Genomic DNA, 18,678 nt, shown 5'->3' on the forward strand with positions numbered 1-18,678 from the left:
GGCTCCCCCCTTGTGTCTTTTCACAACTTCGTGGCGGGGGGGGGGGGGGGGGGGGGGGGGGGGCCCCCCCCCACGAGCCTGTCGAAGACATCGTCGATGACGTGTTCGAGATCGGTGAGAAAGCGATCAATCGTGTCTCTGGATGGCGGTTTGTCGAGTCCGCAGTAGTACCAGACGAGGCTGTGCTGGAGTTCTCGTGTAACCGGACGTGTACCGTAAACATCCTCGTAGTAGCAGTGGAGAAAGCCGCGAAAGAGGTCTGGTGGCTTGTGTACACGTGTTCGCCCCCTCGAAGCGGGGGCGAACACGTCGTACTCCAGCAGAAACTCAAACTCAAGGTGCTCGAACAGCGGTACTGTCTCGGTAGCCGCGACATTCAAGAAGTCGTCTACCGAATCCACATCTTGCAGGGTTGCGGTTGTGCTGGACACACTTTCCGCACCCTGCTGCTTCGTATGTGACGCTTTCTATAGTATGCTCTCAACCGGTTAGAACTATTGTTTAGTTGTGCAGGATACCGCGCAGAGGGACAATAGATTTGCTTTAGACGCTTGAAATCACTATAGTCTCATCCACTCGTGGATGGCTGACTCTGATGTTTGCCGACGAGATATGCTAAGAAGAGAAGTGCAAATAACATCACAAACGGTATAAACGCAAGTGAACCACTAACGATTCCAAACCCGATTGCATCGGTAACGGTTCGACCGCTGATAAGATTCCCGACAATCCCAAGCACAATGAGTCCGAGGAATACTCCTTGGAGAAGCCGGAGATGTTTCCAACTACCAAGAACAACAGTCAGAAACACGGGTGCAAGAACCAAGAACGCTGAACCACCCACAGCAAGTCCCCTCACAAGGCCGATAAGAAGTGAGTCACTTCCAGTAACTCCGAAGCCGATACCTGTACCAACACTCAGAACCATGAGGAGAGCGAGTGAACGTTGGTAGCGACGTAGCGTCTCTTGTAACTTCATAATATAGATAACCAACGAAATAGTAAGTAGTTTGTTCTGAAGAAGTAGAGAGCTACCAATAGGACGATTCCCATAATCTGTAGCCCACCTGTAGTGGCTACCGGTGTAATCCACGAAAATCATTCTATGACAGGTTCCATAACATGATGCTAGTCGTACCATCGGTATGGACGTCAGCAAAGCCCAGTTCACAATCCTACAGGGGATAGTCGCACACCCCGATGATCCATCGGTAAATGATTTGAGTCGAATGCTTCTTGATCTAGACACGATTCAATCAGAACTCCACGAGTTATCCAGAAAAGGTCTCGTCGACACGGACACAGACATCCGTCGATACAGACTGGTAGAAGATCACACGGTCATACGTGAGTCTGGGTTGTTTGCTGCACAAGAAACGCTACAGCATTATTTCCATAAAATCGGATGACTGACTGTCGAGACTATCGCCATATCATACTTCACACTCCAAGCTTTTCAGCAGGATTCTCATGGTGTCACGCTCTCTGTTATCAATACATAGTGCTATTTCGATAAGAAATACACAATATGGGAATGTGGCCAGTTTTTAATTTTATTTTAAATATAGCTTCAACAATCGTTCTCTGCTGCAATCGGGATGGGCATTTCCTCGGGTGGTTCGGGTGGGTCTCCGGGGAGTTGGCCGAAGCCCTCTGGCGGGACTCGATGGTCAGTGCCCTGCTCAAAGGCATGTGCTAATTGAAGGAGGAGTGGTTCGTCAAATTGACGAGCGAGTAATTCAACTCCAACTGGGAGGTGATCGTCTTCAGTGAATCCTGCTGGAACTGAAATTGCTGGCATATCAGCATTCGAACTGAGTCTGGCTCTATACCCGATACTCGATTCGCCTACTTTCGGTGGGGGTTGTGCATAGGATGGGAATAGAATTGCATCTAGATCGTCTTCGGCCATCGTGCCAATGATACGGTTCCGTAGATCGGTTCGAATGCCCACGTTTTCGCGGAAGTTTTCTTCGAACGTGTCGAGATCGGCATCGTTTGCCGCTTCAATGGAGTCGGCAATGTCACAGGCGTACAGTCCAGACTCAAATAGTTCTTCTACTGAACCAATGGGTGCATCATCACCTAATGATTCGAAGTATGCATTGAGTGAGGTCTTTACCTCTCCTTGGACGTAGTATCCATTCTGAAATAGGTCATATATTTCCTCAATTGGGCCAATTGAGACAGGATCAACAATTGTTGCACCAAGAGACTCCATTTCCGCGATAGCGTCTTCGACGATTGCTGTGACTTGCGCTGCACCGGTTTCGAATTCTTCATCGATGTCCGTCTCATCGTCGAGAGCGTCGAATTCAGTTCCGAAGAAATCACGATACACCCCAATACGTGCATCACTTAGCCCATCTTCGCTCAGACAATCGACGTAACTATCTTCGGGATGAGACGAATCCGGAGTGGGGATATTTCCTACGCCACGTGAGGTGGTTGGATTGTTCGGATCGTACCCAGCGGTAATATCCAGAATAAGTGCTGTCTCTGCAACTGTCCGCGTATTAATCCCCGGCGTATCGTACGTACCTGCAATTGGAACAATTCCGTCAAGACTTACCAATCCCACTGTCGGTCGTAGTCCAACGAGGTTATTGAAGGTTGCTGGGCCACGCGTTGATCCACCAGTATCGGAAGCTGTGCCGAATACTGCCAGATTTGCAGCAGTAGCAGCCGCTGTACCACCACTTGATCCACTGGGAATCCGCTCAATGTCGTACGGGTTGTAGGTTTGGCCACCGAGTGAACTTACGGTGGTTCCTCCACGCGCGTATTCATGCGTGTTTGATTTACCTAGCACAACAGCACCAGCTTCTCGAAGTTGTGCAACATAGTAGGAATCCTCTTCCGGTTGGGAACCTTCGAGGGAGAGTGAACCAGCTGTGGTTGGAATATCCCCAGTATTGTATATATCTTTCACGAGGATGGGGACTCCGTGGAGTGGGCCAACTGGGCCGGATTCTTCCAACTCATGATCGAGCTCTTCGGCTCGATCAAGTGCGTTTTCGTTGATTGTGATCACTGCATTCAATACTTCATTGTAGTGCTCTATCCGTTCAAGATACAGTTCGGCGACTTCTACTGCCGTTACTTCTCCAAGGAATATTGCCGAGTAGACATCCTGAATAGTTGCCTCGATCGGATCAAATCCGTCTGATTCGTGTTCAGACGCCGCTGCCGGTACCTGTCCGGATAGGAAACTTGCGGCACCAGCTGCGCCAGCAACTTTCATTAGAGAGCGCCGAGTTATTGAATTTGAGTCTTCTGTCGATTTTTGATCGATATTTTTACTTGATACACCTAATTTTTCGGCCAGTGGATTGTCGTTAGCCATCCAAAATCCGGTTCAGTTGGCTGTTTATTAAAATTTTTTCGATCCGGTGTAAATCTCACAAACTTTCATATATCCAATATTTCTATTGAGTTTACAGAGGAAGTAATAAAATATTAGCTTAATAGAGGAGATATTAAGATCCTGCCATTCAGCAAGAGACTGTCGGAAATATTGGTAACAGCACTGATTGAAAAATTGATACGACCGGCCTTGTGTATTGCAGGTTCATAATCGATCCTATCTCAATAAGAAGCCTGGACTGCTGTAAACACAATCACGCAGGTTTCACCACGACACACGCCTCCGACCACCTAAGCGTTCACGCTATTCTTTAGTATCAGCGCGTCATAGAAACATTCACAGCCGATTGACTACGGTTCAACCTAGGTCGAAAGAGGTGCCGACGCGCATGAAGATCCCTGTGGATATAGCGGCTGGGACTGGTGGAAGTACAAGAACGAGGATGGGGAGTGGGTGCCGATCAGTGAACTTACTGAGTGGACGCCCCCGTAACTTCTGCTCTATTGAAAAATGGAAGACAGTAGCAGGATTGTCTCGTAATGGTTTGAGGAAATGAGGTCGAGAAGGTGATTATGAGCATTGCGTTACTTGACCTCGTTGAGACAGCACTACGTGTGGTTGAACAAGCGTTGGGGAAGCGAGCGGGCAAGTCCGACTCGGGTGGGCTTGTCCGCGAGGCCCACATCGTCGCTCACTGTATTCGTAAGCAAAAAAGCCACAGCTACGCCGAACTTGTTGACTTCCGTCAGCAAAGGCTCTGGGTGCACGCGCCCGGTGCGAAGTAGCCAGACCTACGACGCGACAAATCGCGGTCGTCGGCATCGGTCACGCGCCGGAAAAAGAGCGTCTTATCTGGGCAGCCCGTCTCAGTCATACATCTGAACTGTCTCTGGCAGTTGCGTAAAAGCCACCGATACACGCGACACACGCGTCCAACCCCCCGGCCCGATATCTGACCCGGTCGAACGGACAGCTAGCGGGGTCAGCTCCACTCTTATCACCGTTCTGCCGCGGTAGTTATCACCTAGAAAATGTAAATCATATGGTTTGATATGTTGGGGCAGCGACTATCTACGTGTACGGAGGATTCAGGTATGAGCCAAGACAACCCCATGAGTACGGTCTTCGAACTCCAGCAACGAACACTCGAGCAGAGCAAGCAAGCGATGGAGCAGTCCATCGAGTTCCAGAAGCGGCTGAACGAGGCGATGATGAGCAACATGGAGGGCCAGTCCGACGCCCAGCAGCGCAGTCTCGACATGATGCGATCGGCAATGGAGAGCTACCTAGAGACCATCGAGTCGATGGTGCCCGGGTCGGAAGCCGGCGTCGAACAGATCCGCGAGGCGATGGACGAGCAGTTCGCCGCCGTCGAGGAGGCCCAAGCGGACGTCCAAGAGATGACCGAGGAGGGCCTCGAAGAGCACGAGAGCATGGCAGACGCATACCTCGATGCACTGAGCGATCAGATGGACATGCTGACCGAGGGCCACGAGGACATGGAATCACAGACCCTCGAGTTCCTTGACGAGACCGAAGAACAGCTCAAAGAGTTCCTCGAGCAGGCCGACGACCAGGCCCAGGAGCAGATCGAACGCATCCAAGAGCAGGCCGAGCAGCTGCGCGAACAGGTCGGCAACGAGTGATACTGTTGGCTGTAGCTACGTAACGGATTTCGACACCCCAAGGTGTCGAACATCTCTACGCGCGTATGGCAGACAGTATCAGTTGTCCCCGAGGATACCCTGGTGGGTCATCCGCTCGGGGAACTCGGGGTGAGTGTTGAGCCCTGTCACCGTCGCCGTCCCGCCGAGAGCGAGTTCCTGCATGTGCGGGCGGACGTTTTTAACGAGGTCAATACCCTTCTCGACCTGCGCGCGGTAGCCCACTGATAACGGCTTCCAAGACTGGCACACCGAGTGCGAGATCGCTGCACTGGCGTCAAGTCCCTCGTTTACTACCGCGGTTCAGCACCGAAGGCAACCGCGAATAACGTGCTCATCCGGACGAAGAGTTACACGCAGCGATCGATGGCAGAAACCGGGTACAACGGCGACTATATACAGAATCGCTCTTGGCTAATCTGGTGAAAAAGCAATCACGATATGTGGAGATTGCTTCGAAACGTGAATCGAAGGCGCGTGTGTTGGAGGGGACGAAGGTCAGTCACCGGGAACCAATGGTGGTCAGTACACGAGGGCTACATACTCTCCGCTGTCGATTGGATTTGTTCGACAGGGATGCCACACGATGCGCAAATCTCTTTCTCGATCGCAATATAGACACAATCACAATCGTGGCACGTGTACAGTGATGACTCTGGGGGGTTGGAGCTACTCTCACCGGATTGTGCTTTCTGGACGAACGAGCGCACTAATTTACCAACCGAACTCATACTCTTCCACCGCCTGTTTTTGCAGCCAACGCATACAACAGCTCGTCACATAAAGCGGACATTCGTTTTAAGCTCACCATGTTAGCTATTAAGATTTATACAGATAACCCTTCTAATTTTGACGAAGGTCAGGCGTGTGGTTAACTGGGTGAAAATATTAATAAATCCATATCAACCCATTTGGATTCGCTCGATCTGCACGTGAATACAACAGTGGCTCGGTTACAAAATAACAGTGAGGTATTCGACCGCTATTGGAGGCAGGCGGGAGTGGCGGCCTCAGACACTCCCGAGGATCCCAACCATCGGAGAGGCCGCAATTTGGATTATTCGGTACTACAAGCAATAAACCCTGTGTAACGTTCACATGCTGCCCTGTACTGATCAATCCAAACTGGCCGAATCTAACGAACCCTCACGCAAGACTCGCGCCTTCCCTCTTGCACAGCCCCATCTACCAACTCCGAAACAGATACCAGTGTTTCGCTGTCTTCCGTAAGCACCTGCAAGGTTTCTCGGCTATCGAGCGCAACTGACTGTTTGTGGGCTGTTTCTCGATTTGAATCGTGTCACTCGCGATTTGAAGCACGACCGCTTGATCTTCGCAATATAATCTTGTTTGGTGACCAGTCCACCTGAAAACTTTACCCACTGCTCTTCGTATTCCCGCTATGCCATTTGGTTCCACGTGGCGCAATTTGCTGGATAACGTCGAGGAACTTCCCTCGGATGCGACCCTTGTCACTCCACTTTCGCGCAAACCGTTCCGAGTGACTGATATCCAGGAATATCGGATTCTGATTCGGTACCGTGACGACGACGCGACAATTCCCCTACAACGCGAGCAGTTTGAGACTCTCACACAGCGCATACAGGATGCTCGCGGTGAGTTCGAACTCGACCGACTCCCACCAGACGCCGAACCGTATGCGACGGTCTTGAGTATCCATCCGCGCTTCGAGATCGACGACCGAGAAGGGACGATACGAGAGAGTGAGACACTAACAGGCTCGCCGTTAGTGGACGCGGACGCTGGCCCAGATCAAGAAGATTCCGAACGTGAGGAACCCGATGTGGTGGTCTACAGTGATGCCTTGTTGCTTATCGACGCCCTCGAACGTCACGACGTGACTACTCTCGAAGATGTGGAGACTTCGGGGCTGGTCAACCTCTATACACTTCTCTCGGACGTTCAGCGTAACGCCAACGACCTTCGCCAAGACGTGCGTAGTGTTCTTCTTGACCGATTACATCATGACCAACCAGTGTCTGGCCAGTTCGGATCTGTCCAACGGACGAGCCGTAAGAATCGGTCGCTGAAAGACGACGAAATAGTGCTGAACGCTTTCGAGGCCGCTGGGATCGAGCGTGAACGGTTGACCACTGTGGATTCCAGCAAGGTAGACGACGCACTCGACGTGACCGAACTGTCCGAATCCGATGTGTACGAGATTGAACAGAGCGAGTACGTCCGGAAAGCCGACGTAGATGAGGAAGAGAAGGAAACTCGGCTACAAGGGCTGAAAGATAGACTGGCCGAGACAGAGGGCGAGGAAGCTGATGAACTTCGGGAAGAGATCGAGGAACTTGAAAACCGTATTGAGGAGCTGACCGAATTCAGGTCGGGGCGATCGTTCCAGAAATAGGGGGCAACTTGTAGGCAGTCGACGACGATGACTACAACATTCCTACGAGAAAGCAAGGTAGTTGGTGTGGTCGGGGTCTCTATAAGCTTTGAGCGGGATCTGCACCCCGTTTTGTCGCCTCGAAGCCGGGGTGATCGCGGACATGAGCCCACTATACAGCGCTGCGTATTGATTTGGTGACGGAAACGACCACGGGTACTGTGCTTCAAACGGTCAATCCGAACCAGCATCGAGTTCCCTTGGAGTCGAGCGTTGACATCAGGACGGCACAGCACCGATTGCTGTTCTAGTATTCTCTTATTTTGTTATGTTGTTTGACTCACAGTATACACACACAGTGTATCAGTTCCAGTGTGAGCGTTCTGAGAAGGGGGTCGGCCTCACAGCAGAATACATCAGGTCATCCAGCACTTCTTCCCACCGTACAACACCGCGGAATTAACGCAAATTTCGACCCACTACGGAAACAGTTGGTCAGGATAGTATATAAATGCTTCACGCGGTTGACCCCACTGAATTCACCCCCTCCCCCCTTTCTGAGCGTTCAGACTGGAAGTGACACTCTGTGTGTGTTTGTTGGATTACTAATATGATGGGTTCTTGATTTGTACGCTGTTGTAGTTACCTCTGATCCGTGTTTATCATATGTGGATATGACCGTCGCAAGAATTATTCAGGATCTGTTTCAGAGATGATACCGAGTATATTTGTAATATTGAAAACTCGTGGACGTGAAGCGTACTTGTGAAAAGTACTACAAGGCCGAGTTTGGAAAGTAACAACAGTGGTGTTCGCTATCGACGATACCTGATTGAATCTAGTGATCCCCGAGTGCATCCAGTAGAATCTGAAGAATATGGTGGACACGATCGAAGTTCTCCCCTCGATCTACCAACTGTCTTTCAGAATCGTATGTTACGACAGATGCTTCGGCAAGATACGGGATATGTACCTGGTATGCAGCAATGTATATTCTTTTTTCCTGGGCGCTATCAAGTTCTGACGGGGCACAATTATACTCGATTGCAGCGACTTTTTTTGAGAGTTCCGAGACTGAAACGGGTGTTTTTTCAGCATCATGAAGTACCTTGATAATTGCCTGCCTCCGTTCGAGACTGAGTAGATCGAACACCTCTGAAGATTCAAGATCAAGTTTACTGGATTCTGAATCTGAGGTCTGACGCGTATGTCCACGTTCAAAGAGACCCGTGAATTTCTTGAGTGAGTGTGCGAGCAAAGATTTGTCTGACGGTGGGGTTTCTGGTGCTTTCATTGTGTCTTCGATTGTGAGCGGTTGGTGCTCGGTCACATACACTGCCACCAACCGGCTGACAATCCATTCTTATCGACAGCTAGTAAAATAACTGTTGACCAGCTCTACTGATAGACAAATACGGCTTGTCGACTTTACAGCTCCAACAACTCATATCTATCAGATTGGTAGGGGTATTGTTCTGACGGCAAACCTGGTTAGATATTCCCGAATTGAGTGCGCTCGCAGGTCACTATATTAATGCCCAAATCGCTGCGTAGGCAAATTTAGAGTGGGTCTGAGTTGAGGTTGCAACTCTGTTTCTGCATTCAGACCTAGTCTAAGACTCTGAACTACCGATTTCCTTAAATAACTAGTTCTAGATTTCTTTCATGCGAAGCGCGTTCCACCATTGAGAATTGAACAGGCGTGAAAGCGCCAACCTGCGCTTCCAGAGGAAGCATGTATTCCCACAAATCAAGCGCTAATGAATCCGGCGATGCTCGTCGGACGCAACATCTTGTATCGCTAACGGCTACCACACGTAACCAGCGGGGCATGTCAGATGAGTGACCGCGAATCGGTTCCACCAGAGATCAAGCAATTGGTACTTGAACGTGACGATTTCACGTGCCAACTCTGCGGTTGCCTTGGGAGTCAAGCAGGCGGAGACGCGAGCCTGCATCTACATCATCGGGAATCTCCGTCGGACGGTGGGTCGAACGAGCCCTCTAACCTGGTTACCCTCTGTGCGAATTGCCACCATCACCACCACAGTACGCGGCTTAGTGAAGACGACATCCAGTTGAATCTGGACGACTACGATATCTCAACCACACCAGCGGATGCCAAGATACTTGATGCGATCGAAACTGTCGCTCCCGCAGCGGCTGGAGATATCGCGGACGAGGCCTGTATTAGCGCCGTTCACGCGCGGCGCCGCCTGTACGCATTGGCTGCCGCTGACATCGTCGCGCACGACATAGAAGGGCAGTGGGATCTTACTGATCGCGTTGATGAGCCTACTCGCGGACGGTTACCTGACAGCCCCGAGAGGGCCGCCAGGTTCGCGCGCGACGATGTGATTCGACGGATGCGCGAATCCGGCATGGCACACTCAAAAATCGCGGATATCGTAGGTCTTGACGAAAGAACGATTCCAGTCGCAATCAACCGTGCCAAAGCCTTCGATCCGCCCGTCCCTCCTTCGCCTTCGCAGAATGGTGATCCTGATATCGCTGATCTCGCTCGTCGCATCGCCTCGGTTGAGCGCCAACTGGACAACAACTGACTGTAGCCGATGTTCGATCAAATCTCCATTCCATCGAATTGGCGGCGGAATCCCGGCTTCGAGGCACGGCTTGTGCGCCCGTTCTGCATCGAGCACAAGTCGCTGAGTGCGTTTATTGATATCGCCCCTCCCGAGTGTACGGAGGGGCCTTGCGAGTGGCCTGATGCCGTCGCTATTGTGAAACTCTATCTGCCGCACGACCGTTTCGAAGGATTTGTCTGCCGATTTCAGCGTCCGATTTTCAAGAAAAAAGACGCTGAAAAAGTCATAGCAGAACTAGCGGGAAGATTCGAAAAATAGAGGGCAACCGAATGTGTCTACAGCTTCATCCAATTACTATTCAGTTTTGTGGTTATAGCTAATATCCAGACTAGTACACATACCCCGACAGGCAGCTTATAATTTGTAAACGACCGTCAGATGATTTACAGGGGTAACGTGAGACAGTAATTGTCGACTTCAGGTGCAATCGAGATAATCTGCTCTCGGCGTTTAAGCTCTTCTCGACGTGTTTCTATTCGGTCTTCCAGTTGTTCGAGTCGCTCCTGCTGGCCACGGATCGCGATGTCCATATCGGAACCAGCCTCGGACTTACGCTCGTACTCCTCGATGAAAGACTCGATTCGTTCGCGCTCTGCCTGTGCGTACTCGTCGAGGTTTTCGATCTCTTTGACAGTCTCTTCGTGGCGTTTAGATCTGAGATCTGATTTGATCTCGTTCACCCGAACACTCACGTATCGTTCTGCGGCTGACCGTAGATCGTTCTCAGTGTCAAGCAGCGTCCGGAGATCGTTGACATCTGGTCTTGCCGAAACTGTCTGGCCTTCGATGACTCGTTCGCCGAGTGCCTGTTGTGCGTCTTTCTGCTCTACATCGACGAACACGGGAATTATTTCCTCTCGAATCACCTCTCCTGTTCCATCCTCGAAGGCAACGCAATAGTTGTAGGTTATCCCCGGTGTATCGACGAACGGTAGGAGCTTGAGACCGACTTCGCCACGTTCATCTTCGAGTACATGTGCCATGATCCGCTGGAGTACATCCGTGTCAGGAGCGAGATATGTGATATCTTCGTGATCCATCGCGAAATCCCGGTCGAACGTGAACGGCCCAAACGTTGCGTCGGCACCAGCCGGTCGGACTTCCTCCGGTAGTTCGGCCTGATAGAGATTGGTACCCCGCTTCTCGAACTCACCACCAAAGGCCGTGATTGCCCGCTCGAAGAACTCTTTGATATCTCCTTCGCTTCCGTAGACATCCTCGGAATCGTCAACGACTTCCTGAATCTGGCGTCGACTCTCTGCGTCAAACGTACTCGTTTCGACGAGGCTCCGGTCGTACCACTCCTCCAGTGTGCGCTGGCGCTCCTCGATCATTTCCTCGAGTTCTTCTTTCGTCGCTCCCGGTGGTTCGTCGTTCTGGATGGACTCCATGATAAGCGAGTCTACGTCGATGTCGTCGAGGATTCCCAGCACGTCCGCCGTATTACCAAGCTTTGAGCGGATCTCTTCGACCTTGTTCTGGAGCATCTCGAAGATTTCACTCTCGCGGGTATCCTCGAAAAGAAAGTTCCAGACTTTGACCTCCTTGTCCTGTCCGTAACGATGAATGCGCCCGATGCGCTGTTCGAGTCGATTCGGATTCCACGGCAACTCGTAATTTGCCATGATATGGCAGCTGTGCTGGAGGTCGATCCCTTCGCTCGCGGCGTCAGTTGCGAACAACAAGCGTGACTGGCCGTGGTTAAACTCTTCCTCAATCCGCGCGCGATCTTCTTTGTCGACATCGCCGTGAATAACCAGAATTTCGTCGGCCCACGGCTCGTCCTGTACGAAGTCAAGCAGATAGTCGAGCGTATCTCGGTACTCCGTGAACAGCAGGAGTTTTTCGTCCGGTTGCTCCTCAAGGAGTTGGCTGATGAACCGTCGCACCTTTTGAGCCTTCGAGTCGACTGGGAGACTCTCTGCAAGTGAAACGAGATCACGAAGCGTATCGATCTCTTCTTGGAGTTGTTGGTCGTTGCTTGCGACAGTCAGACCAGCAATTTCGTCTTCCGCCTGTTGCTTGCCGTCCTCGTCTAAATCTTCGCCGTCGAGGTAGGCTTCTGCCTCCTCAGAGAGATTCTCTGTTGCGGTTTCCTCATCAAGCAGATCGTTTAGTCGCCGGCGGAGCGTAGCGTGAATAGCTCCAACACTGCTCACGAGCCGCTTCTGCATCAACGCCATCGCGAATCCGACCGCAGGTTCGTTCAGTTTCTCTGAGCGATTGTAGACATTTTTGACGTAGTCTGTGACCCCTCGGTAGAACTGACGTTCGTCGTGGGTCATTTGGACGGAGACCGAGTTGACTTCTCGATCGGGAAAAAGACGTTCACCGTTCTCGTCGTAGAGTCCCTCTTTTCCGCGGCGGATCATCACACGATCGACTGCCTCTTGCGTTAGTTCCCTGTCCTCGGCAACGAGGAAGGGATCAACGTACTCAACGAGCGACCGGAATGCTTCGCCTTTCCCATCATGCGGTGTTGCACTGAGCAAGAGCAATGAGTCGGAGTTGCCCGTAACTGTTTCGACCATGTTAGAGGTCTTACTCGGGGAGTCACCACGTTTTGCGGCTTTGTGGGCCTCGTCGACTACGACCACATCCCAGAACGCGTCCTGGAGTGCAGCTCGGAACTCTTCTTGTCGCAGGAAGGCCATGCTCGTGACCAACTGTTGCTGATCCTGATCCCAGATGTTGGCTTCCTCACCGAGTCGCCGGCGTTCGCCTTCAACCCACGCCCTGTCGGCGACGGTCAAATCAACGTCGAAGAAGCGACTCATGTCTCGAATCCACTTTTTCTGAAGGTGGGCTGGCACAATGAATAGAACGCGGTCAGCCCTGTTGCGGGCAGAGAGCTCTTTGAGGATGAGTCCCGCCTCGATGGTCTTCCCGAGTCCGACGTCGTCGCCGATGAGTGCTCGCTGCCGGAGTTTCTGCATTACCCAGTTGACGCACGCCAGCTGATAGGGCTCTAGCCTGACGAGCGAGTTTGAGATGCTCAGTAGTTGTCCTTGTTCGTGAGCAAGTTTGAGCTTGGTCGCTTGCGTGTGAAGATCGAACCAGTTGGCCGACACTGCATCGTGATCCGGGTGAAGGTCGTCGAGTTGCTGGCCGGGTAATGCCTCAAGTCGGTTTTGTTGCGGTTGGATGTCGACGTCGTCGAGACAGATTGTCTTGACTCCCTTTCCATCAATGTAGGCTCGAAGATACTCGATATCGCCGACAGTCCGCGTGTGAATAATCTCTGCGGATGTGCCGTTAAGAATAACCCGTTGACCGGGGGAGAATCTTGTAGTGTCAGTCATCAAGTGATGGGTGTGTCAACGGCACATGGAATGATGAATCTTATTGACCGATGAGTTCTATAGCTCATTGCGAATCCTCGAACGAACGTAGAGTTCGCTCTATCTGTGACTCGACGTGGTCGATTTCGTCGTCGTACGCGTTCACGATTGTAGAGTACTGTTGTGGTATTTCGCCCGCAACATCTTTGCTTTCGAACTCTTCGGTATATGTCCTCAAGAGCGATCCTCCTGCTGCTTCGTTGACGAGGGTTCGCTGTTCTCCTTCAAAAAACCGAGAAAGAACCGGTTTCATCACTTCATCAGGGATATCGTAGGCATGCTCATCCGGAAGAATGGGCTCGAATAGACCGCCGGTGAAATGAGGTACCTCTCGGAAGGATTGGGGAAGTTCTGGCTCGCGGGCACGGGGTTGTTTGATCAGTGAATCGTAGAACAGCGGCTGAAGGTACTGCGAGTAGAAACTCCCACGAAATCGATTGAGGCCATGATTGTGTTCGCTCCACTGTTCGTGCAGTGCGATTCGCTCGAGGATACCACGGTCGACCAATAACTGGAGAAACGCCAACCGGTCGACAAAGAGTGCCGCAAAGGCGAGTCTATCTCTTTCTGTGGCGTCTTGTGGCGTATCAAGTGACTCAACGAGATTCGCTTCAAGACCCTCATACTTACCATCTCCGGCCAGAACTTCGAGATAGAGGTCGTAGAATTCGGAGAGCCCGCCGATTTCTCTGCGAATACCGTAGTGATTGAACGTCTGGTAGAAGTCTCCCAGTATCCCATCGACTGATTTTCCCGATTGAATCTCTTTAGTGTAGTTTACCAAGCCACGCTCACGAGCGATACGTCGCACTGCCGGTGTTAGATTCTGCTCGGCGACGACGTCAACTAGGTCTGCTCGGCTGTGGTCGTCCACCTCGATTGTGTACATCGCCCAGCGAAAACCGTCGGTACCTATTCCGTAGTCGTATCGCGTGGAGTCAATATATATCTCGATATCGGTCTTTGCCTCACCGAAATTGTTGGTCGACTTGTTCTCTCCAATGACTCTATCAGCGAGGTTATCGATGCGAAAGTCGGGACATTCGTTCTCATCTCCGATTGAATAGTAAGGACGAGGGGTATATTCGAATCCGAGCGTCTCCAATGTCGGCCATATCAACGTGTCTTCGACGCATCGCTCTGGCTTCTGCCCCAGATTCTCGCTTTGCAGCGTCCCGCCATTCTCGACTATCTTGTCAAGACGCGGTTCCTTCATTTGCGCCTCCAGTGTGCTGAGCAAATCGCTGATGTGGCCTCTGATCTCCGAGATTCCGTCTTTTATTTCTTTAGATGACATTTATTGAAAGCCTCGTCGTTGTGGTCAACCCTGCGTGATACTGATGAAGTCAAGCACGAATTCCTGTGGTAACAGTCCGCCGTGATAGAAACGAGCGTCGCCAACTCCTTGCTTCCTGAACCGCTTGAGTGGACTTGCAAGGACGCTGACGTTGGCGTCGAGGTACCCCAACCGAGTACTCGAGTCAAGCAACACGCCGGGCGAATCCTCATCTACATCCTCGCCCGCTATCCAACGACGACCAGAGTCAGTCTGTTCTCCCGGTCGAGAGATTTTTTCCGGTTTGATATGGTGGGGGAGCAGAACGAATCCGTGGTCAGTGAGGATGTAGGCTTGATCCCACTCTCCTTGTTCCAGTTTCTCGCCGATGAACTCGGCGAGACTCTCGACGCGTCGGGCGAGCATTCCCTCAAGGTCGCTGAGTTCCTTCTCGCCGATGTTGTCGAGATCATTCTTAAAGTACGCTACACGTGTCGACTGCCAGCCCTCGTCTTCTTCGCGAGTGACTGTCCACCCGTCACCGTTCAGCAGCGATTCGCGCCGGTTCAGGGTGACGCGCTTATTATTCCGTAGTGGTTGCAGATCGCCATTGACGAGCGAGACATCGAACATCTGGACTTCGCCCGGTGTGAGCGCGGCCTTCCCGAACTCAGTCTCCGATGGCAGCGTGCCAAGCCAGACACTCTCTTCGATCGCGAACTCGGGAGCATCGGCTGGCATGGTGGCAACATATTCGCGCAGTTCGTCAGCAAGTTGGCGGGCGAGATCGAGCCGGAGAGCGTCGATGACGAACAACGCGACGGTCTGGCCGCTTTCGAGTCCCGCAGACTCCTTGGTGAAGAATTGGTAGGCGTGATCATCTTCGATGAAAGGAGCCCCAGCTTCGACGGTCTCGGTGACGAGATCGCCGAGGTCTTCGAGGTAATCGACGTACTCCGACTGAAGCTGGGTTCGGAGGTCGTCGAGCGACTCTGTCGCTGGGTGATCACCGGGGAGACTTGTCTCGGGTTCACCGGAGACGACGAGATTGAGGACAGCGTTGTCGATCTGCCACGTTCCCTCGTCCTCGTCAGCGTACAGGGAGACAACATCGTCGGCTGCACCTTCATCCCACGTGTCGAGTCGGTGGGCGAGTCGGGCGACCTCAGCGGCTTGCTCCCACGTCTGCGTCCACGCGTTGTCAGGGCCAAAGGCACCCTTATATTCGCCGTGGAACCCCTCGCTGCCGCGGAGTACCTCGAATCGAGTCTCGGCTCGGTTGAGACATTCCTCGTAGTCGCCAGCCTCGAAGGACGCGTGCCACTCCTCCCAGAGGCGATGTTCGAGTGCGGCGTCGACGAGACACTCTACCAACTCCCACGGATCGTCTACGTCGCGGATGACCTCCGGCCACACAGCCTCACCGAGATATCGGTCAGCAATACGACCGGGAGAAGCTGTGTTGTTCAGCACGGACTTGAGTTCGGGAAGGTCGTGAGCGCCGGCAGTCTCCGTACGAAATTTGGTCGGGAATTGATCTGGGCTGGCTCCAGCGTGAATCAGCCACTCTGCGACGGCCCACCGACGCGTTCCCGTGACAATGCCCGTTGGCTCGGTTTCGTTGGCCACGGCATCGACGCCCTCGCTCGTGAGCAAATCCTTCATGTCCTCAATCGTCCCGGAATCGTCGTTGATGTCGGCCCACCCGTTCTCCAGTACGAACGCCACGGGGTCAGTGTATCCGCCAGTAACGATCCGAGTGCGGAGTTGTTCGAGCGTCGGGAGCTGGCCACCAGTGAGCTGGTCGTGGAGGATCCGCGCGATCTCTCGGCGCTGTTGTGGGTCGTCGGTCTGGGTGGCATTCTTCAGCTCCCACGCTTGGAGCTGCTCGCTCCCGAAGACGTGGACGGTGAGATCCTCGATGCTCATTTCCACCTCGCTCCCCGTGTGCTGGACATCCCGGAACCAGTCGTAATCTCCCTCTTTGTCGGCTGGTTCTTTGACGTGCGGAACGTACCAGACCTGCTCGCCATCCACTGGGTCGGCACGTAATTCGAGCGGCGTCTTCTCAGCAGTCTTCAGCGGGACACTGAGATCGGTGCATGCCTGCTGGAGGATGTCTTCGAGGTAGTTGCCGTCATCCCACCAGAGAACTATTGGGTCATTCGACTCCGCGCGATCGAACTCTCGCTGAATTGTATCTTTCGCGGCGTCAGCTAAGGACTGGGTTGCTTGCATAATTAGCTGGTAGATGCTTCTTTTACAGCCTCAAGAAGTTCTTCCCGGACTTTATTACTAATTCGAGCGACTCCGACTCGTTCGTACGTAATTACGTTACACCCTTTTCGCCGGATCATGTCGAAACTAATTGATTCAAGAGAGCTTCTGGCTGCCCCAAGAGTCCATAGGGATTCTGATTTGGCTTCTTCACCAATTCTTGACCAGTTATCCATAATGAGAGAATTAAATGTCGGTGTAGATAATAATATCACTACAACGTCAGAAGAGGCGCCTTTGTATAGTTCGTTTAAAATGCTTGAATCATCTAATTTGTCATTTCGATTACTGCTAAGGTAAGATTCTACCATTTCGTCGCCACGAACAAGGCCGTAGTTATCGGATATTATATGTATGTCTACAGTACCGTACTTTTCGAGTTGGTCAGCTAGACTTGATATCGGGCGGAAGTTTCCTTGGTAATAGTCACGAAATGGAACTTCTGTTTCATTCCTTGTCGTCCCTGAACCTTCAGCAAAAATACTAATGTCCATAATTTTCTCTTTATTTTATGTAATCCACTATTTGTTCATTCTAATACTTTCTCTTCGACAATTTCAGGAACGGCATTTGATTCTACAAGAGGTCTTATATTCATTTCAACCCCATGTTTTTGTTTAGGGTGATAGCCAGCGGTCATAATCTCAGAGAGGGCTCTCTCTTCCCAGCTCGAAGGAATACTCTTCGCAAGAGATTGACAATCCTCATTTATTTCTTCAGCTAAATCAACATAATCTCCAAGATCGACAGCCAACTTTGCTAGTAGTTCCGCCTCTTTGTCCAAACCCTCTCTGGGTTGACCCTCATCAAGATGTGTCTCCCAATCCTCAAAGTAGTAGATCATGAACAGAATCCCATTACTCGCGAAGTGAGTTGATCCGATTAGGTCGTCGAAATATTTGAGCAAATCATAGTAATGGGCCTCAATCGGTTGGGACGCGTCTCTCTGATAGGCTTCACACGCTTTTTCGAGATCTTCGAGTGCTTCTATCCATTCCTTGCGCTCCTCTTCAACAGTAGAATAAAAGGTTTTAGTGAATAGTTCCTGCATTTCAGTACCCTCTAATTCTGCCAATTCGTCGAGAATACTGAGGCGCTTTTCAGTTTCTTTCCGGAAGTCACTCACTTTGGCTTGAAGATTAGAAGCCAACTGCTGATCTCGGTCGTTCCAGTTTCGGGGATTTGATCCAGAGAGTTCCTGAATCACCTCTTCAAATTCAGCTATCTGCTCTAACCCGCTCGTACAGCGTTCAAATTGATCCGTTGCCTTACTTTTCTCTGTTGCTGACAGAGACTCGTCGTTGCGTCGTTGATTTGCCGAAGCTCTTTTTTCACGCAAAGCAGATTTTTGCGGCTCTAGGTATTGATTCGATAACCGATCAAATGTACTTGGGGACAATTGATGGAAGTCGACTAAGCAGGAGAACCCAGCTCCAGTTGGGTTGGATACAAGATTTTCCGTAGTTATCTTCCAAAGAACCGGGGTATTGTCGAATCTTGAAACGTGATACTCGAAAATATCATTTTGTAACCAGTCTCGAATATTCGGATATGATTCTTCTTCTGGACGCTGGTCACCGATGATTTGATCGATTTCAGTGAGTCTTTCTGTACCGTACTCACCAAATATATCCTCAAATTGAGATTCAATCACATCAAGGATGTCGTTACTTCCCGAACGAGGCGAGAGAGTGCTGCCTGAGCGCCACGAAACAGTCACTTTCTGTATGATTTGGCGGTCAGTCTCGGTTGCTGCCGCGGCGTAGATTGAGACAAGTCCAATTCACCGCT

13 protein-coding genes and 3 pseudogenes are annotated in these 18,678 nt (G+C 51.5%); 6 read left to right on the top strand and 10 right to left on the bottom strand.

Annotation, left to right across the window (positions count from 1 at the left end):
• Positions 1 to 83: 83 nt before the first annotated feature.
• The 3 genes and pseudogenes from EOW68_RS01875 to EOW68_RS01885 all read right to left on the bottom strand — a co-directional run.
• A pseudogene (locus EOW68_RS01875) lies at positions 84 to 431 on the bottom strand (IS5/IS1182 family transposase); the annotation flags it as partial.
• Between the two features lie 137 nt (positions 432 to 568).
• On the bottom strand, positions 569 to 979 hold the full coding sequence (locus EOW68_RS01880) for a hypothetical protein (RefSeq protein WP_128223488.1): 411 nt from the start codon (positions 977 to 979) through the stop codon (positions 569 to 571).
• A gap of 591 nt (positions 980 to 1,570) precedes the next feature.
• Positions 1,571 to 3,346 (bottom strand): amidase family protein, encoded by a 1,776-nt coding sequence (locus EOW68_RS01885; protein WP_431358696.1) that lies wholly within the window; start codon positions 3,344 to 3,346, stop codon positions 1,571 to 1,573.
• A 593-nt stretch (positions 3,347 to 3,939) separates the two neighbouring features.
• Between EOW68_RS01885 and EOW68_RS01890 the strand changes: the two are divergent.
• Positions 3,940 to 4,107, top strand: a pseudogene (locus tag EOW68_RS01890) (IS5/IS1182 family transposase); the annotation flags it as partial.
• Positions 4,108 to 4,461: 354 nt separating this feature from the next.
• Complete coding sequence (locus tag EOW68_RS01895; protein WP_128223489.1) at positions 4,462 to 5,013, top strand: hypothetical protein; 552 nt, start codon at positions 4,462 to 4,464, stop codon at positions 5,011 to 5,013.
• A 78-nt stretch (positions 5,014 to 5,091) separates the two neighbouring features.
• Here EOW68_RS01895 and EOW68_RS01900 read toward each other — a convergent pair whose 3' ends face one another.
• Positions 5,092 to 5,256, bottom strand: a complete 165-nt coding sequence (locus EOW68_RS01900; protein ID WP_431358697.1) for a hypothetical protein — start codon at positions 5,254 to 5,256, stop codon at positions 5,092 to 5,094.
• A 1-nt stretch (position 5,257) separates the two neighbouring features.
• Here EOW68_RS01900 and EOW68_RS01905 point away from each other — a divergent pair.
• A pseudogene (locus EOW68_RS01905) lies at positions 5,258 to 5,445 on the top strand (IS5/IS1182 family transposase); the annotation flags it as partial.
• 988 nt (positions 5,446 to 6,433) lie between these two features.
• Positions 6,434 to 7,408, top strand: a complete 975-nt coding sequence (locus EOW68_RS01910; protein ID WP_128223490.1) for a DUF7983 family protein — start codon at positions 6,434 to 6,436, stop codon at positions 7,406 to 7,408.
• Positions 7,409 to 8,225: 817 nt separating this feature from the next.
• On the opposite strand, the gene EOW68_RS01915 is transcribed toward EOW68_RS01910, so the two are convergent.
• On the bottom strand, positions 8,226 to 8,717 hold the full coding sequence (locus EOW68_RS01915; RefSeq protein ID WP_128223491.1) for a DUF7344 domain-containing protein: 492 nt from the start codon (positions 8,715 to 8,717) through the stop codon (positions 8,226 to 8,228).
• A 508-nt stretch (positions 8,718 to 9,225) separates the two neighbouring features.
• Between EOW68_RS01915 and EOW68_RS01920 the strand changes: the two genes are divergently transcribed.
• Entirely contained in the window at positions 9,226 to 9,951 is a 726-nt protein-coding gene (locus tag EOW68_RS01920) for an HNH endonuclease (RefSeq protein ID WP_128223492.1), read from the top strand.
• A gap of 9 nt (positions 9,952 to 9,960) precedes the next feature.
• Entirely contained in the window at positions 9,961 to 10,251 is a 291-nt protein-coding gene (locus EOW68_RS01925; protein ID WP_128223493.1) for a hypothetical protein, read from the top strand.
• A gap of 125 nt (positions 10,252 to 10,376) precedes the next feature.
• Here EOW68_RS01925 and EOW68_RS01930 read toward each other — a convergent pair whose 3' ends face one another.
• The 5 genes from EOW68_RS01930 to EOW68_RS01950 form a co-directional block, all read right to left on the bottom strand.
• Positions 10,377 to 13,295, bottom strand: a complete 2,919-nt coding sequence (locus EOW68_RS01930; RefSeq protein WP_128223494.1) for a helicase-related protein — start codon at positions 13,293 to 13,295, stop codon at positions 10,377 to 10,379.
• A gap of 64 nt (positions 13,296 to 13,359) precedes the next feature.
• Positions 13,360 to 14,631: a hypothetical protein gene (locus EOW68_RS01935; RefSeq protein WP_128223495.1), complete on the bottom strand. Its 1,272-nt coding sequence runs from the start codon at positions 14,629 to 14,631 to the stop codon at positions 13,360 to 13,362.
• 24 nt (positions 14,632 to 14,655) lie between these two features.
• Entirely contained in the window at positions 14,656 to 16,848 is a 2,193-nt protein-coding gene (pglZ, locus tag EOW68_RS01940) for a BREX-5 system phosphatase PglZ (protein ID WP_128223496.1), read from the bottom strand.
• A 2-nt stretch (positions 16,849 to 16,850) separates the two neighbouring features.
• The gene (locus EOW68_RS01945; RefSeq protein ID WP_128223497.1) at positions 16,851 to 17,381 is read right to left on the bottom strand and encodes a hypothetical protein; all 531 of its coding nucleotides are present in this window, start codon (positions 17,379 to 17,381) and stop codon (positions 16,851 to 16,853) included.
• Positions 17,382 to 17,416: 35 nt separating this feature from the next.
• Positions 17,417 to 18,541 (bottom strand): hypothetical protein, encoded by a 1,125-nt coding sequence (locus EOW68_RS01950; RefSeq protein WP_128223498.1) that lies wholly within the window; start codon positions 18,539 to 18,541, stop codon positions 17,417 to 17,419.
• Positions 18,542 to 18,678 lie beyond the last annotated feature (137 nt).

It is taken from the genome of Halovenus amylolytica, assembly GCA_004015825.1.
Classification (GTDB): Archaea; Halobacteriota; Halobacteria; order Halobacteriales; family Haloarculaceae; genus Halovenus; species Halovenus amylolytica.

What these genes read in the sequence shown, in the direction of transcription:
- EOW68_RS01880 (WP_128223488.1), bottom strand. Translation starts at nt 979, where the DNA reads ATGAAGTTACAAGAGACGCTACGTCGCTACCAACGTTCACTCGCTCTC.
- EOW68_RS01945 (WP_128223497.1), bottom strand. Translation starts at nt 17,381, where the DNA reads ATGGACATTAGTATTTTTGCTGAAGGTTCAGGGACGACAAGGAATGAA.
- EOW68_RS01895 (WP_128223489.1), top strand. Translation starts at nt 4,462, where the DNA reads ATGAGCCAAGACAACCCCATGAGTACGGTCTTCGAACTCCAGCAACGA.
- EOW68_RS01935 (WP_128223495.1), bottom strand. Translation starts at nt 14,631, where the DNA reads ATGTCATCTAAAGAAATAAAAGACGGAATCTCGGAGATCAGAGGCCAC.
- EOW68_RS01930 (WP_128223494.1), bottom strand. Translation starts at nt 13,295, where the DNA reads ATGACTGACACTACAAGATTCTCCCCCGGTCAACGGGTTATTCTTAAC.
- EOW68_RS01910 (WP_128223490.1), top strand. Translation starts at nt 6,434, where the DNA reads ATGCCATTTGGTTCCACGTGGCGCAATTTGCTGGATAACGTCGAGGAA.
- EOW68_RS01885 (WP_431358696.1), bottom strand. Translation starts at nt 3,346, where the DNA reads ATGGCTAACGACAATCCACTGGCCGAAAAATTAGGTGTATCAAGTAAA.
- pglZ (WP_128223496.1), bottom strand. Translation starts at nt 16,848, where the DNA reads ATGCAAGCAACCCAGTCCTTAGCTGACGCCGCGAAAGATACAATTCAG.
- EOW68_RS01920 (WP_128223492.1), top strand. Translation starts at nt 9,226, where the DNA reads ATGAGTGACCGCGAATCGGTTCCACCAGAGATCAAGCAATTGGTACTT.
- EOW68_RS01925 (WP_128223493.1), top strand. Translation starts at nt 9,961, where the DNA reads ATGTTCGATCAAATCTCCATTCCATCGAATTGGCGGCGGAATCCCGGC.